This is a genomic window from Nocardia carnea (assembly GCF_029868325.1).
GTDB classification, from domain to species: domain Bacteria; phylum Actinomycetota; class Actinomycetes; order Mycobacteriales; family Mycobacteriaceae; genus Nocardia; species Nocardia carnea_C.
Genome location: NZ_JARWNW010000251.1, coordinates 68549 through 82523, shown reverse-complemented (window position 1 = coordinate 82523; position 13975 = coordinate 68549). Strand labels below are relative to the sequence as shown.

At 67.1% G+C, this 13975-nt stretch carries 14 protein-coding genes and 1 pseudogene; 10 read left to right on the top strand and 5 right to left on the bottom strand.

Features of this window, described 5'->3' with window-relative positions; translation table 11 throughout:
• A pseudogene (locus QH196_RS22705) lies at positions 1–121 on the top strand (ribulose-phosphate 3-epimerase); the annotation flags it as partial.
• 420 nt (positions 122–541) lie between these two features.
• On the opposite strand, the gene QH196_RS22700 reads toward QH196_RS22705, so the two are convergent.
• Positions 542–1402 (bottom strand): sulfurtransferase, encoded by an 861-nt coding sequence (locus tag QH196_RS22700; protein ID WP_280417837.1) that lies wholly within the window; start codon positions 1400–1402, stop codon positions 542–544.
• A 168-nt stretch (positions 1403–1570) separates the two neighbouring features.
• Between QH196_RS22700 and QH196_RS22695 the strand changes: the two genes are divergently transcribed.
• Positions 1571–2539, top strand: coding sequence for a helix-turn-helix transcriptional regulator (locus tag QH196_RS22695; protein ID WP_280417836.1), 969 nt, complete (start codon positions 1571–1573; stop codon positions 2537–2539).
• On the opposite strand, the gene QH196_RS22690 is transcribed toward QH196_RS22695, so the two are convergent.
• The 3 genes from QH196_RS22690 to QH196_RS22680 form a co-directional block, all read right to left on the bottom strand.
• Positions 2465–3103, bottom strand: a complete 639-nt coding sequence (locus QH196_RS22690) for a Maf family protein (RefSeq protein WP_280417835.1) — start codon at positions 3101–3103, stop codon at positions 2465–2467. The two genes, QH196_RS22695 and QH196_RS22690, sit on opposite strands and share 75 nt — an antisense overlap.
• Before the next feature lie 25 nt (positions 3104–3128).
• Positions 3129–3458 (bottom strand): acyl-CoA carboxylase subunit epsilon, encoded by a 330-nt coding sequence (locus QH196_RS22685; RefSeq protein WP_280417834.1) that lies wholly within the window; start codon positions 3456–3458, stop codon positions 3129–3131.
• Positions 3459–3570: 112 nt separating this feature from the next.
• A complete protein-coding gene (locus QH196_RS22680) occupies positions 3571–5211 on the bottom strand; it encodes an acyl-CoA carboxylase subunit beta (RefSeq protein WP_280417833.1) in 1641 nt (546 codons plus the stop codon).
• 700 nt (positions 5212–5911) lie between these two features.
• Between QH196_RS22680 and QH196_RS22675 the strand changes: the two genes are divergently transcribed.
• The 4 genes from QH196_RS22675 (at position 5912) to QH196_RS22660 (ending at position 9318) form a co-directional block, all read left to right on the top strand.
• Positions 5912–6709: a biotin--[acetyl-CoA-carboxylase] ligase gene (locus QH196_RS22675; protein ID WP_280417832.1), complete on the top strand. Its 798-nt coding sequence runs from the start codon at positions 5912–5914 to the stop codon at positions 6707–6709.
• 66 nt (positions 6710–6775) lie between these two features.
• Positions 6776–7288, top strand: coding sequence for a PH domain-containing protein (locus QH196_RS22670; RefSeq protein ID WP_280417831.1), 513 nt, complete (start codon positions 6776–6778; stop codon positions 7286–7288).
• A 40-nt stretch (positions 7289–7328) separates the two neighbouring features.
• A complete protein-coding gene (locus tag QH196_RS22665) occupies positions 7329–8006 on the top strand; it encodes a response regulator transcription factor (protein ID WP_068041400.1) in 678 nt (225 codons plus the stop codon).
• A 1-nt stretch (position 8007) separates the two neighbouring features.
• Entirely contained in the window at positions 8008–9318 is a 1311-nt protein-coding gene (locus QH196_RS22660; RefSeq protein WP_280417830.1) for a sensor histidine kinase, read from the top strand.
• Positions 9319–9334: 16 nt separating this feature from the next.
• Here the strand turns inward: QH196_RS22660 and QH196_RS22655 are convergent, their stop codons facing one another.
• Positions 9335–9886: a GtrA family protein gene (locus QH196_RS22655; RefSeq protein WP_280417829.1), complete on the bottom strand. Its 552-nt coding sequence runs from the start codon at positions 9884–9886 to the stop codon at positions 9335–9337.
• An 87-nt stretch (positions 9887–9973) separates the two neighbouring features.
• Between QH196_RS22655 and QH196_RS22650 the strand changes: the two genes are divergently transcribed.
• The 4 genes from QH196_RS22650 (at position 9974) to QH196_RS22635 (ending at position 13754) form a co-directional block, all read left to right on the top strand.
• Positions 9974–11146, top strand: coding sequence for a 5-(carboxyamino)imidazole ribonucleotide synthase (locus QH196_RS22650; protein ID WP_280417828.1), 1173 nt, complete (start codon positions 9974–9976; stop codon positions 11144–11146).
• 46 nt (positions 11147–11192) lie between these two features.
• The gene (purE, locus tag QH196_RS22645; RefSeq protein WP_432278227.1) at positions 11193–11666 is read left to right on the top strand and encodes a 5-(carboxyamino)imidazole ribonucleotide mutase; all 474 of its coding nucleotides are present in this window, start codon (positions 11193–11195) and stop codon (positions 11664–11666) included.
• 108 nt (positions 11667–11774) lie between these two features.
• Positions 11775–12479 (top strand): TetR family transcriptional regulator, encoded by a 705-nt coding sequence (locus QH196_RS22640; protein WP_280417826.1) that lies wholly within the window; start codon positions 11775–11777, stop codon positions 12477–12479.
• A 114-nt stretch (positions 12480–12593) separates the two neighbouring features.
• The gene (locus QH196_RS22635) at positions 12594–13754 is read left to right on the top strand and encodes an acyl-CoA dehydrogenase (protein WP_280417825.1); all 1161 of its coding nucleotides are present in this window, start codon (positions 12594–12596) and stop codon (positions 13752–13754) included.
• Positions 13755–13975 lie beyond the last annotated feature (221 nt).

The following is a 13975-nucleotide window of genomic DNA, read 5'->3' as shown; positions in this document are numbered from 1 at the left end:
GCATTTCGTGCCGAACCTGACACTGGGTCTGCCGGTAGTGCAGAGCCTGCTGAAGGCCACCGATATTCCGCTGGACTGCCACCTGATGATCGAGGATCCGGCGCGGTGGGCGCCGCCCTTTCCCCTCGGGCGCTCACCGCTGGGACGGGCCAAAACCTTTCAGGGCCTCGTAAGACTCGGCGCCGCCGCTGGTTGCGTTGGGTTTGTTCGTGGGCCGAAACCTTTCAGGGCCTCGCTGGACTCGGTGGTGCCGCTGGTTGCATTGGGATTGTGTCGTGGGCCGGGACGTTCCGGGGTCTTGCTGGACTCGGTGGCGTCGCTGGTTGCGTTGGGTTTGTTCGTGGGCCGGAGCGTTCCGGGGTTTGCTGGACTCGGCGGCGTCGCCGGCTCCATTGGGTTGTGCGTGAGCCGAAACCTACGGGTCTCGCTGAACTCGGCTGTGCCTTTGGTTGCGCTGGTTCTGTTCGTGGTGCGAATCCGTCGAGCCGGCCGGGCCGTCGAGCACCGGAGACCCGCCGCGTCGGCCCGGCGTGGGATGGAACTACGCACTGCCGGTGGCGATGGGCATCCGGACCGAGTTGCCCCATTCGGACCAGGAACCGTCGTAGTTGCGGACCGGGTCGCAGCCGAGCAGGTACTTGAGCACGAACCAGGTGTGGCTGGAGCGTTCACCGACTCCGCTGTAGACGGTGAGGGGGTCGGCGGTGGTGAGGTGGCCGTAGACGGCGTCGAGTTCGGCGCGGGGCCGGAAGCGGCCGTCGGGGCCCAGGGCGCTGGTCCAGGGGATGTTGACGGCGGTCGGGATATGGCCGCCGCGCAGGGGGCCGCCGGCGGCGGAATCACCGGAGAAACCGGCGTATTCCTGCGGTGAGCGGACGTCGACGAGGGCGGTGCCGAGCTGTTCGAGGACGTCCTCGCGGAACGCGCGCACGGTGGTGTCGTCGCGGTGGACCCGGGGATAGTGGCTGCGAGCGGGCTCGGGGGTTTCGAAGACGGTATCGCGGCTCTCGGCGATCCAGGCGTCGCGGCCGCCGTCGAGCAGTCGGACATCGGAGTGGCCGAACATGGTGAAAACCCACAGCGCATGCGCGGCGTGGGAGTTACCGTCGTTGCCGTACAGCACGATGGTGTCGTCGTGTTCGATGCCCTGGGAGCACATGAGTTCGGTGAATCGCTCACCGTCGATATAGTCACGGGTCACGGGGTCGTCGAGATCGCTGCGCCAGTCGAGCTTGCCTGCGCCCGGAACATGGCCGATGCCGTACAGGAGGACGTCGGCATTACATTCGATGATCTTGAGACCGGGGGTGCCGAGGTTTGCCGACAACCATTGCGTGGTTACCAAACGGTGTGGGCAAGCGTACGAGCCGAAGGCGGGATATGGGTCCGGGGCGACGGGCACGTTCAAGGATCCTTCACAGGAGGCGGGCAGTGCTGACGACAGGTTCGAGCCGCACTGTGGATAGTAAGTGTGACTTGACGTGAACTTGTTGCAGAGCACAAAGTCGGTGCAATGGGCGAATTAGTCGCATACGGCTCCGATAAAGTCTCCCCGAAGGAGGGGTGAGCTATGTCTGATTCTTGGCCGCGGCGACGCCTGCTTGCGATTCTCCGCAGCGCGACAGAACCCCTCGACGCCCAGCAACTGGCGCAGATCACCGGTCAGCATGTCACCACGGTGCGTTTCCACCTGGACATTCTCACCCGTGAGTCGCTGGTCCGGCAGTTCCAGCAGCCGCCACGCGGGCGGGGCCGCCCGCGCATCGGTTACCGCGCGGTCCAGCGCAGTATCGGATATCAGGACCTGGCCCAAGCGCTGGCCGATCAGCTCGGCCCCGATCCCGACCGGCAGGCGGCGGCCGGGATTGCTGCGGGCCGGGCCTGGGGCGGCAAGATCGACACGTCCGACGAACCGATCGAATCGGTGCAGGACGCGAAGGACCGGACCGTTTCCCTCATGTCGGAATTGGGTTTCGCCCCGGAACGCGACAGCGCGGGACGCGACGTCGAGGACACCGCAGTGGTCCGGCTGACGGCCTGCCCGCTGCGCGATCTGGCGCGGACCCACACCGATGTGGTGTGCGGGGTGCATCGCGGCCTGCTCGCGGAGTTGCTGGAGAGATCCGGCGCATCGGGCACGGTGGAAGCCGAACTCGTCCCGTTCGTGGCCGACGAGATCTGTGAAGTGCGATTGCGGCGGGTCGAGCCGTCGGAGCCGGCCGGCGGCCCGGAACAGAACCCGGTATCCGCGCCGTCGCGAGGTACGGCCGAACCGGGACTGATCGACGCGGCTGCCGGTCAAGCGGCGCGGGTGTCGAGAATGGCGGGGCAGGTGGTACGGCCGGCGAGTCAGCTGCCACCGGCTTCGGCGGCACCGGGCGCCGGAGTCCTACCGGCTTCGTCCGGTCCGCTCACGCCCGCTGCGCGACAGCAGGGCGGGCGGGTCTTTCGTAGCGCCGCCGATTCAGGGCCGCCCGTCGGCCCACAACCGGTCGATACCGACGCCCACTTCCTGCAGCAGTCGGCGCAACAGTGGTAGCCCGATACCGACCACACTGGACGGATCGCCCTCGATCCGGTCGACGAACCAGCCGCCCAGGCCGTCCAGTGTGAAAGCACCCGCCACCTGCAGTGGTTCGCCGGTGGCGATATAGGCGTCCAGCTCGGCCGGGTCCGGCTTTCCGAAGTGCACGGTGGTAGCGCTGCAGTCGAGAGCCTCGGCGGTCACCCCGCCGGAAACCAGCCGGAGTACGCAGTGCCCGGTCAGCAGGTCGGCGTTGTTTCCGGCCATGGCCTGCCAGCGGGCCTGGGCCACCTCTGCCGTATGTGGTTTGCCCTGGAGCTCGCCGTCGATCAGCAGCATCGAATCGCAGCCGACGACGACGAGATCCGCGGACCCGTCCCCGGCAAGAGTGGCGGCCACCGCGCGGGCCTTGGCCCGGGCCAATTCCACGACGATCTCGCGGGGCCCGGTACCGGCGGGCAGCGCGGCCGCTACGGCATCCTCGTCCACATCCGATACCCGGACGATCGGTTCGATACCGGCGGCACGTAGTACCGACCGGCGGGCCGGGGACGCGGAAGCGAGAACCAGGCGGGTCACGTCCGGCATTCTCCTGTGTTCGATATCAGAAACGCAGGTGCGACAGCTGTGGGTAGGAGTACGGCGAGAACGGCGAGCTACCGCGGTGCAGCAGCGTCGGCCGGCCCCACAGATCCTGTGGCCCGTTGTCGGCGGGCGCCGCGGCCGCGCCGGCGGCCGCAGTGAACACACAGACCAGTGCGGCGATATCTGCGTCGCTGGGCGCACCCTTTTCGATGACCAGGAACGGCTGCCGGCCGTCGGACTCGGCAGCGGGGCTCGCATCGGCAACGCTTGCGGTATCGGCCGCCAGGCCCTCGGTGGCGAGGTCCAGTTCGGCTGCGGCCAATACTTCTTCTTCTGCCACAATCGTCACAGTGCCAGATCCTCTCTCTTGCCTCGATCGGGCGCGCGTAGTTCGGCCCGATCACCTTCCACCGATCTTGTTTTCGTCGATCAGTGTGCGGCTTACTGAGCGTATCGCTGGATCACAGCGGGATGTTGCCGTGTTTCTTCGGCGGGAGGGTCACCATCTTGCGCTCGAGCAGCCGCAGGGCGGACACGATCTGGCCGCGCGTATGCGACGGCGGGATCACGGCGTCCACGTAACCGCGCTCGGCGGCGACGTAGGGATTGACCAACGTGTCCTCGTACTCGTTCTGCAGCTCCAGGCGCAGTTTCTCCACGTCGGCGCCCTCTTTGGCGGCCTCGGCGAGCCGTTTGCGGTACACGAATCCGACCGCGCCGGAGGCACCCATCACCGCGATCTGGGCGGTGGGCCAGGCCAGGTTCACATCGGCACCCATATGCTTGGAGCCCATGACGTCGTAGGCGCCGCCGTAGGCCTTACGGGTGATGATCGTGATTTTGCCCACAGTGGCCTCACCGTAGGCGTAGAGCAGCTTGGCGCCGCGCCGGATGATGCCGTTGTATTCCTGGTCCGTGCCGGGCAGGAAGCCGGGTACGTCCACCAGGGTGATGATCGGGACGTTGAAGGCGTCACAGGTGCGTACGAAGCGCGCGGCCTTCTCCGATGCGTCGATATCGAGGCAGCCGGCGAACTGGGTGGGCTGGTTGGCGACGATGCCGACGCTGCGGCCGTCGACCCGGCCGAAGCCCACGATGATGTTCATGGCGCGCTCGGCCTGGATCTCCAGGAATTCGTCGTCGTCGAGCAGGCGCCGGATGACCTCGTGCATGTCGTAGGGCTGGTTCGGCGAATCCGGGATCAAGGTGTCGAGTTCGAGATCCTCTTCGGTGAGCGAATCCTCGATCGCACCGGTGATCGGGTCCGACGCCGGGAAGCGCGGGGCCTCGGCGCGGTTGTTGCTGGGCAGGTAGGACAGCAGATCCTTGACGTAGTCGAGGGCGTCCTGTTCGCCGGAGGCCACATAGTGCGCCGTTCCCGACTTGGCCATATGGGTGTGGGCGCCGCCCAGCTCCTCCATGGTGACCTCTTCACCGGTGACGGTCTTGATGACGTCGGGCCCGGTGATGAACATCTGGCTGGTCTGATCGACCATGATGACGAAATCGGTGAGCGCGGGGGAGTACACGTGCCCGCCCGCGGCGGCACCCAGGATCAGCGAGATCTGCGGGATCACGCCGGAGGCCTGGATATTGCGGTGGAAGATCTCACCGTAGAGGCCGAGCGAGACAACGCCCTCCTGGATGCGGGCGCCGGCGCCGTCGTTGATACCGATCAGCGGGCGGCCGGTCTTGAGCGCCAGGTCCATGACCTTGACGATCTTCTCGCCGTACACCTCGCCGAGGCTGCCGCCGAACACCGTGGAGTCCTGGCTGAACAGGCAGACCTCGCGGCCGTCGATGGTGCCGTAACCGGTCACCACGCCATCGCCGAGCGGGCGCTGCTTATCGAGACCGAAGTTCACGCTGCGGTGCCGGGCCAGCGCGTCGAGTTCGACGAAGGAGCCCTCGTCGACCAGGGCGAGGATACGTTCGCGGGCGGTCAACTTGCCCTTGGCGTGGACCTTGTCGACTGCGGCCTCACCCATCGGATGCTGGGCTTCTTCCAGCCGATTCCGCAGGTCAGCCAGTTTGCCGGCGGTGGTGTGGATATCGGGCGCACCTGCCGAATCCGGCGTGGGCTGCTGCTGGACACTCGTCATGGCTCGGAGTGTAACCAGAGCCCTACCGCGCTGTTAACCCAGATCGCGCTACTCACGAGTAGTGCATGGCGATGAAAACCCCAGGTGGGTCGGTCGCCGCTGGTTGTTATGTGTACCGCAAATCGCCGCGAACAGTGTGACGACACACGAGTGACTGCCGCGCAATCCGCCCGTCCTCGCCGCTGCTCACAACACCAGCTCCGCCGCGTCCGCCGCGGAACGGATCGGCCCGCCGATGGCGCCGAATCGAGCGGACGCCGGGGTGGGGTCACGGCCGAGCTCGGCGGGCGGGGCGGTGTCGACGCCGGTGTCTCGCCGGCGCACAGGCTCGTGGGAGGGAAGATTAAATCGCTTTCCCGGCACCTACCCGAGGCAATACCCTTGTAACAGGCCGATTTTCGACCCCGAGGGGAGGTGGATCGTTATGTGGCACTGGACAACTCGCACCGGGCAGTACCCCGAAGCCGTGGCATTCACGCGGCGGGTGACCGAGCCGGAACCAACATTCACCGAACAGGTTCCCGAAACCGAATCCGAACCAGAGGAAGCCGAACCGGAAGCGATTCGGCACCCGTCACCCACCGAAGGCTTCGACCTCGCTGGATAGCCCCGCTCTGTTCACACCTTGTGCTGTGAAGGACGAACCGCCCCTCGAGCCCGCGCGCGCCGGTGCGCAAGTAGACCCAGTACCCTGCCCCTGGTGGACAGGCCTCCGTTGGATATCGAACGTTTGCGGCGCGCGCTCACCGAAACCCCGGAACTGAAGTTCTTCAGCGGGATAGACGTGGTCGAATCGACCGGCTCCACCAACGCGGATCTACTCGCGCGGGCCGAGGATCCGGAAGTCGATCGGGTGGTGCTGGTGGCAGAGGCCCAGGAGCAGGGTCGTGGGCGGCTGGCCCGGCCCTGGACCAGCCCGCCGCGCGCGCAGATCTCGCTGTCGCTGCTCGTCCGGACCGATGGGCTCGATCCCGAACTGCTCGGCTGGCTTCCGCTGCTCACCGGCACCGCGGTGGTCGACGCGCTGCGATCGACGACCGGTGTGCCGGCGACGTTGAAATGGCCCAACGATGTCCTGATCGAGGGACGCAAAATCGCGGGCATCCTCACCGAGGCCACTGCCGGCGGTCCGCGACCGGCCGTGGTGACGGGGGTCGGTCTCAATGTGAGCCTCGGTGCCGACGAACTGCCGGTCCCGCACGCGACTTCACTCACTCTCTGTGACGTGCCCGATCCGGACCGCACGGCCCTGGTTCTGGCGCTGCTGACGGAATTCGCGAATCGCTACACCGCCTGGCGCGACGCGGACTGGGATACCGTCGATCTCGCCGACGCCTATCGGGAACGCTGTGCGACGCTCGGTACCCCGGTGCGTGCGGAACTTCCGGGGGGCGGGCTGCTCACCGGAATTGCCCGCGATATCGACTCTTCGGGCCGTTTGCTGATCGGCGAGGAAGCGGTCTCCGCCGGAGATATCACTCATCTGCGCCCGAGTTGAACGCGCAGTGCCCCGAAAACCCGCGTCGCCCGAAGCAACCCGGGATTTCGGCGGTAATGTGCGGTCATGGGATATCCGGAGGATGCGCTGGCGCCCGACGAGGAGCTGATCCTGCACACCCACCCCCATTGGAAGATGCTGTTGTGGCCCGTCACCACGCTCATCGTCGCGACCGCGCTGGCCGGCTTCCTGGGTGGTCTGGTGTCGCGTACCACCGAGGCGACGACGCGTTCGGTGTTGTTGCTGCTGATCCTGGCGATCTGGCTGGCGGTGCTGGCCTGGCGGAGTGTGGGGCCGATCCTGGACTGGCGATCGACGCATTTCATCGTCACCGACCGCCGGGTACTGGTGCGCGAAGGTGTGCTGACGCACAGCGGTCTCGATATTCCGATGAGCCGTATTTCCAGTGTCCAGTTCCGGCACGGCCTGGTGGACCGGATGTTCCGGACCGGCGAGTTGATCATCGGTTCGTCTTCGGAGGAACCGCTGGCATATTCCGATATACCGAATGTGGAGCAGGTGCACGCACTGCTGTACCACCAGGTTTTCGAGGCCGCGCCGCGGCACGGTGGCTACTGAGAACGCGGTCTCGGGATCGCCGGACCGTAACCTTGTGCGCATGACCGCCGTATTGCTGGGCGAAGACGACGAGGCGATTGCCGCGCCATTGTCGCGGGCGCTGGGCCGCGAAGGATATTCGGTGACCGTGGAGAGTTTCGGCCCCGCGGTGCTGGACCGGGCGCTGGAGGGACACCATGACCTGCTGATTCTCGATCTCGGACTACCGGGGATGGACGGTCTGGAGGTATGCCGCCAGGTCCGTGCCCGCGGCGCCGAAATGGCGGTGCTGATGCTCACGGCCCGCACCGACGAGGTCGATTTCGTGGTCGGTCTCGACGCCGGCGCCGACGATTACGTCGGTAAACCGTTCCGCCTGGCCGAACTGCTCGCCCGGGTGCGGGCCCTGTTACGGCGCAGCGGGATCGGCGACGACACGGTGGAGGTCGGCGGGATCCGGCTGGAACCGGCGGCCCGCCGGGTGCTGGTCAACGGGGTGGAAGTCGGTTTGGCGAACAAGGAGTACGAGCTGCTCAAGGTGCTGATCGACCGGGCCGGTCAGGTGGTGTCGCGCGAAACCATCCTGCGCGAGGTATGGGGGGACGCCGAGCTCCGGGGTTCGAAAACCCTGGACATGCATATGTCCTGGCTGCGGCGCAAGATCGGGGACGAGGGCCCGATGGCGGAACGGCGGATCGTCACCGTACGCGGTGTCGGTTTCCGGTTGAACACCGACTGACGTGCGGCGCCGGATCCTGCGGTCGATGCTGACCGTGCTGATGCTGACCACGGTGGTGCTCGGGATTCCGCTCACCTATACCGCCTGGCTTTGGGTCGAGGACATCACCCGCAACGATCTGCGCGGCCGGCTGGAACAGATCTCCACCGAGGTCATCGGGCAGGAACGCGGCACCGGTGTGGTGCGCGGCGGTCTGGACCTGCGCACCGTGCAGCCGCTCGTTCCGGAGGGCGGCCGCCTGACGATCGTGTATCCGTCGCCGGAGGACAACGCCGCGAAGGTGGAGATCGGTGCGGTCGCCGTCGACGACCCGCTGGTGGAATCGCTGTCGATGGGCACCGACGGGTCGCTGCGACTCGAAGTTCCCGCCACGCCGATGAAGGCCCGGCAGCGGCAGGCGGTGGCCGGGGTGGGGCTGGCTGTGGCGTTGTCCCTCGGCGCGGCGATCACTGTTGCCATCGTCACCGCGCGGCGGGTCGCCGACCCGATCCGCGATGTGGCCGCCCGGGCCGCCCGGCTCACCATGGGCGATTTCCGCGCCGACCCGCGCCGGCACGGTATCGAGGAACTGGACCGGGTCTCCGATGTGCTGGATTCGGCCACCGTGGAGATCGCCGGGCGTTTGCAGCGCGAGCATGCGCTGGTGGCCGACGTCTCGCATCAACTGCGCAGCCGGCTCACCGCGGTGCGGTTGCGGCTCGACGAACTGTCCGCGCATTCCGATCCGGCGGTGGTGCACGAGGCCGAGGAGGCGATGGCGCAGGTCGACCGGCTGACCGAGGCCATCGACGATCTGGTCCGGGCTTCCCGCCACGAGGATGCCACCGACCGCGACCCGGTCCCGGTGATGGACGAATTACGCGGCATCGTCGCCGAGTGGACCCATCCGTTCCGGGAGGCCGGGCGCACGCTGTCGCTGACCGGCGACGAATCGCTGCGCGCCCCGATCACTGGTTCGCGGTTGCGGGAGGCGGTGACGGTATTGGTCGACAATGCGCTGATGCACGGCGGCGGGACCTGCATCGTCTCGGTGCGCACGGTTCGGCCGGGCCGGGATCGCGATCCGCTGGTATGTGTCCAGGTGGCCGACGAGGGGGACGGCGTCAGCGACGAATTGGCGCCGCATATCTTCGATCGCGGCTTCTCCGGCGCCGGGTCCACGGGCGTGGGGCTGGCGCTGGCGCGGGCGTTGATCGAGGCCGATGGGGGACGGCTGGAGTTGCAGCGACGCCGCCCCGCGCTGTTCGCGGTGTTCCTCGGTAAACCGCTCGCGGCGCGGCCGGAGGGCCGGCGGATCGGTGAACCCCGCTGAGGGCGCCGCCTCGGGGTCAGCGGCCGAGCGGTCGCCGGTGGTGTTCCTCTTCCACGTATTCCTCGAGATCTTCCAGCATCTGATCGACCTCGTCCGGGAAGACCCAGCGCCGCATCGCCCAGAACCGGAACGCCATCTGCAACAGGTTGCCGATGATGTAGGCGCTGATGAAATCGGCGATGTTCTCCACCATGAAGCTGACCGTGGGCTGGTGCAGCTGGAAGGCGTAGCGGGAGACGTAGAGCGGGAGCATGCTGAGCACGACGCCCACGCCGCTGACCGCGAAGAACAGCAGTGCCTCGTGATGGCGTTCCCGCCCGCCGCGATTCTTGAACGACCATTCGCGGTTGAGGATGTAGGAGGCGATCACCGCGATAACACCGGCGATGATCTTGGCCGTAACCGGCTTCTCCTCCAGAACCGTCCACTTCAGGGCATAGAAGATCCCGCTGTCGATGACGAACGTGGTGGCGCCGACGATCGCGAACTTGATCAGCTCACGATTCCGGAACGCAATATCCTGCAGGGGCTGCGGAAGGACGCGGACCACGTCGTCGACGATTGACACAAGGCCAGAGCATACCGCTAGCCACTGTTCGCGCAGGACGTGACAGTATTGTCCGACGTGAATGCTCGTAGATTCGATCCTGCGGCGATGCCGACCGTCACCATGGTCGGCGGCGGCCAGCTGGCGCGGATGACGCATCAGGCGGCGATTGCACTGGGGCAGCGGCTCCGGGTCCTCGCCGAGCGGCCCGATGATCCGGCCGCCCAGGTCAGTCCCGATGTCGTACTGGGCAGCCATACCGACCTGGACGCCCTGCGGCGCGCCGCCACCGGTTCGCATGCGCTGACCTTCGACCACGAACACGTACCCACCGAACATCTCGAGGCGCTGGTCGCCGAGGGAGTCGCCGTGCTGCCGCCGCCGCAGGCACTGCGCTACGCCCAGGACAAGCGCGCCATGCGCACCGAACTGTCCGCGCGCGGCCTGCCGGTCCCGCCGTTCACCGTGGTCGAATCCGAGGCCGACGCCATCCGCTTCGGCGACGAACACGGCTGGCCCATCGTGCTCAAGGCGATCCGCGGCGGATACGACGGGCGGGGCGTATGGATGCCTGCCGACGCAGCGGAGGCGGCGAAGATCGCCGCCGAGCAGCTCGGTACCGGAGTGGGGCTGATGGCCGAGGTCCGGGTCGCGTTGAAGCGGGAACTGTCGGCGATGGTGGCCCGCTCGCCCTACGGTCAGGCGGCGACCTGGCCCGTGGTGGAAACCGTGCAGCGGCACGGCCAATGTGCCGTGGTGATCGCGCCGGCCCCGGACCTGTCCGAGGAACTGGCAGCCGAGGCCGAAGAACTCGCGTTGCGGCTGGCCCGCGATCTGGGGGTGGTCGGGGCGATGGCGGTCGAACTGTTCGAGACCGAGACCGGGGAAATCCTGATCAACGAACTGGCCATGCGCCCGCACAACTCCGGGCACTGGGGCATGGACGGCGCCCGCACCGGACAGTTCGAACAGCATCTGCGCGCCGTACTGGACTATCCGCTCGGTGACACCAGCCCGCTGGCGCCGGTAACCGTGATGGCGAATATTCTCGGTGCGCCCGAGGCGCCGGACATGTCGATGGATGAGCGGTTGCACCATCTGTTCGCCCGGATGCCCGACGCGAAGGTGCATCTGTACGGCAAGGGCGAACGCCCGGACCGCAAGATAGGGCATGTGAACGTGCTGGGCGACGAGGTGGCCGCGGTGCGGGAACGAGCCGAGCGCGCGGCGCACTGGATGTCGCGCGCGGTATGGACCGACGGATGGGATCCGCATGAGTGACGTGGTGGCAGGCAGTATCCCGGGTTCTCCCGCGGTCGGGCTGATTATGGGCAGCGATTCGGACTGGCCCACCATGGAGGCCGCCGCCGAGGCGCTGGCGGAGTTCGGGATCCGGTTCGAGGTCGGCGTGGTCTCCGCGCACCGCACTCCGCAGCGCATGCTCGACTACGCGCGCGATGCCGCGGGCCGGGGCTTGAAGGTCCTCATCGCGGGCGCCGGCGGCGCCGCCCATCTGCCGGGCATGGTCGCCTCCGCGACCCCGTTGCCGGTGATCGGTGTTCCGGTGCCGCTGAAATACCTCGACGGTATGGATTCGCTGCTGTCGATCGTCCAGATGCCCGCCGGCGTTCCGGTGGCCACCGTCTCCATCGGCGGTGCCCGCAACGCCGGCCTGCTCGCCGCGCGCATTCTCGGCGCCGCCGACCCCGCGCTGCGGGCGCGGATGGAGCAGTTCCAGGCCGGTCTCGAGACCATGGTCCTGGAGAAGGACGAAGCGCTGCGCAAGCGTTTGCTGGGCTGAGGTCGCCGGGCTCCGCGTCGGTTCGGGTCGATTCCGCGGGATGCGTGGCTGCTGGACTTCGACCCACAGCTCCGCGGATCTCGGGACGGCGCTCGATACGGTTGGCGTATGGAAAACGAGGAAACCGTCCGCCGGTCCGGCGGTGGCGAGTTGGTACGTTTCCGGCTCGGCGTGGTCGACGAGGCGTTACGCCTGTTCGCGGACCAGGGTTACGAGGCGACCTCGGTCGACGAGATCGCCGAGGCGGCCGGTATCTCGCGGCGTACCTTCTTCCGCCAGTTCCGGTCCAAGGAGGATGTGATCTTCGCCGATCACGAAGCCCAGCTGGTCGCCGCGCAGGAGTTCCTGCAGCAGGCCCAGGGCGATCCGTGGGAGGCGGTGTGTGAGGCGGCGGTGCAGGTTTTCGAGCGGTTCACCCGCTGGCGCGATATCGCCGAACGCCGCTATCACGTGGTGCGCCGGGTACCGGCGCTGCGTGACCGCGAGATCGTGACGGTGTTCCGCTACGAGCGCTTGTTCACCGACTATCTGCGGGAGCGACTGCCCGATTCCTCGGATCTGGCGCGGGTACAGTTCACCGCCGCGGTGACCGCGACCCACAACTATCTGCTGCGCCGGATGGTCCGCGGGGAGTCGGCCGCCGGACCCGCGGATCTGCGGGCCGAGCTGAGTACGATTCCGCGGGGTGACCGGCGCGAGTCCGGCGAGGAGGAACTGGTGCTCGCGGTGTTCCGGCGCGATCTGCCGGCCCGGCATGTGGCCGAACTGCTGCATCAGCGGCTCGGTGGTTTGGCGGAAACGGCGAGTGATTGACACTGAGTGCCATCACTTGCTCGGCAAGTAGTGTTTTGCAGGCGGTATAGTGGCGGAAGATCTGACACCGAGTGCCGACGAGTGGCACCGCACCGGCAAACAGGAGTGAACCCAATGGCGGGAAACCCGGATTTCGATCTGTTCAAGCTGGAGGATTTCCACGATGAGCTGCGGTCTGCCATCCGCGCCCTCTGTGAGAAGGAGATCGCCCCGTACGCCAAGGATGTCGACGAGCATGCGCGCTTCCCCGAAGAGGCGCTGACGGCACTCAATGCCGCGGGCTTCAACGCCGTCCATGTTCCGGAGACCTACGGCGGCCAGGGCGCCGATTCCGTGGCGACCTGCATCGTCATCGAGGAAGTCGCCCGGGTCTGCGGTTCGTCGTCGCTGATCCCGGCCGTGAACAAACTCGGCACCATGGGCATGATCCTCAACGGTTCCGAGGAACTCAAGCAGAAGGTGCTGCCCGATATCGTCAACGGCGAGATGGCCTCCTACGCCCTCTCCGAGCGGGAAGCCGGTTCCGATGCCGCCGGGATGCGCACCCGCGCCCGGCAGGAAGGTGACGATTGGATCCTCAACGGGTCCAAATGCTGGATCACCAACGGCGGCAAGTCGTCTTGGTACACGGTGATGGCCGTGACCGATCCGGACAAGGGTGCCAACGGTATCTCGGCGTTCCTGGTCCACAAGGACGACGAAGGTTTCGTGGTCGGCCCGCTCGAGCACAAACTCGGTATCAAGGGTTCCCCCACCGCCGAACTGTACTTCGAGAACTGCCGGATCCCGGGCGACCGCATCGTCGGCGAACCCGGCACCGGTTTCAAAACCGCCCTGCAGACCCTCGACCACACCCGCCCCACGATCGGCGCCCAGGCTGTCGGCCTGGCGCAGGGCGCCCTGGACGCGGCCCTGGCCTACACCAAGGACCGCAAGCAGTTCGGCACCGCGATCGCCGACTTCCAGAACACCCAGTTCATGCTCGCCGATATGGCCATGAAGATCGAGGCCGCGCGGTTGATGGTCTACACCTCCGCCGCCCGCGCCGAACGCGGCGAGAAGAACCTGGGCTTCATCTCGGCGGCCGCCAAATGCTTCGCCTCGGATGTGGCGATGGAGGTCACCACCAACGCGGTCCAGCTGTTCGGCGGCGCCGGCTACACCACCGATTTCCCGGTGGAGCGGATGATGCGCGACGCCAAGATCACCCAGATCTACGAGGGCACCAACCAGATCCAGCGGGTCGTCATGTCCCGCGCCCTGCTGAAGGGGTAGTTGTCCGGGGCGGTGGCCTGGGATTCACGCTCAGGCCGCCGTCGCGGGCTGTGCAGGCCGCGCGAATCGCGGGGGAGCACCGGCCTGGCCATCGCCGGACCGGTATCGCGGGATCATGACGGACGGTGGCCCGGAGTTCGCTCCGGACTCTGTTTTCGTTCAGTCACAAGCTCGATCGGGTGGTGCCACCAGTCACAAGCTCGATTGAGTGGTCCCACGCG

Excerpts from the sequence above, each read along its gene's own strand:
- QH196_RS22635 (WP_280417825.1), top strand. The coding sequence starts at position 12,594 with ATGGCGGGAAACCCGGATTTCGATCTGTTCAAGCTGGAGGATTTCCAC.
- QH196_RS22695 (WP_280417836.1), top strand. The coding sequence starts at position 1,571 with ATGTCTGATTCTTGGCCGCGGCGACGCCTGCTTGCGATTCTCCGCAGC.
- QH196_RS22650 (WP_280417828.1), top strand. The coding sequence starts at position 9,974 with ATGCCGACCGTCACCATGGTCGGCGGCGGCCAGCTGGCGCGGATGACG.
- purE (WP_432278227.1), top strand. The coding sequence starts at position 11,193 with ATGGGCAGCGATTCGGACTGGCCCACCATGGAGGCCGCCGCCGAGGCG.
- QH196_RS22640 (WP_280417826.1), top strand. The coding sequence starts at position 11,775 with ATGGAAAACGAGGAAACCGTCCGCCGGTCCGGCGGTGGCGAGTTGGTA.
- QH196_RS22665 (WP_068041400.1), top strand. The coding sequence starts at position 7,329 with ATGACCGCCGTATTGCTGGGCGAAGACGACGAGGCGATTGCCGCGCCA.
- QH196_RS22670 (WP_280417831.1), top strand. The coding sequence starts at position 6,776 with ATGGGATATCCGGAGGATGCGCTGGCGCCCGACGAGGAGCTGATCCTG.
- QH196_RS22680 (WP_280417833.1), bottom strand. The coding sequence starts at position 5,211 with ATGACGAGTGTCCAGCAGCAGCCCACGCCGGATTCGGCAGGTGCGCCC.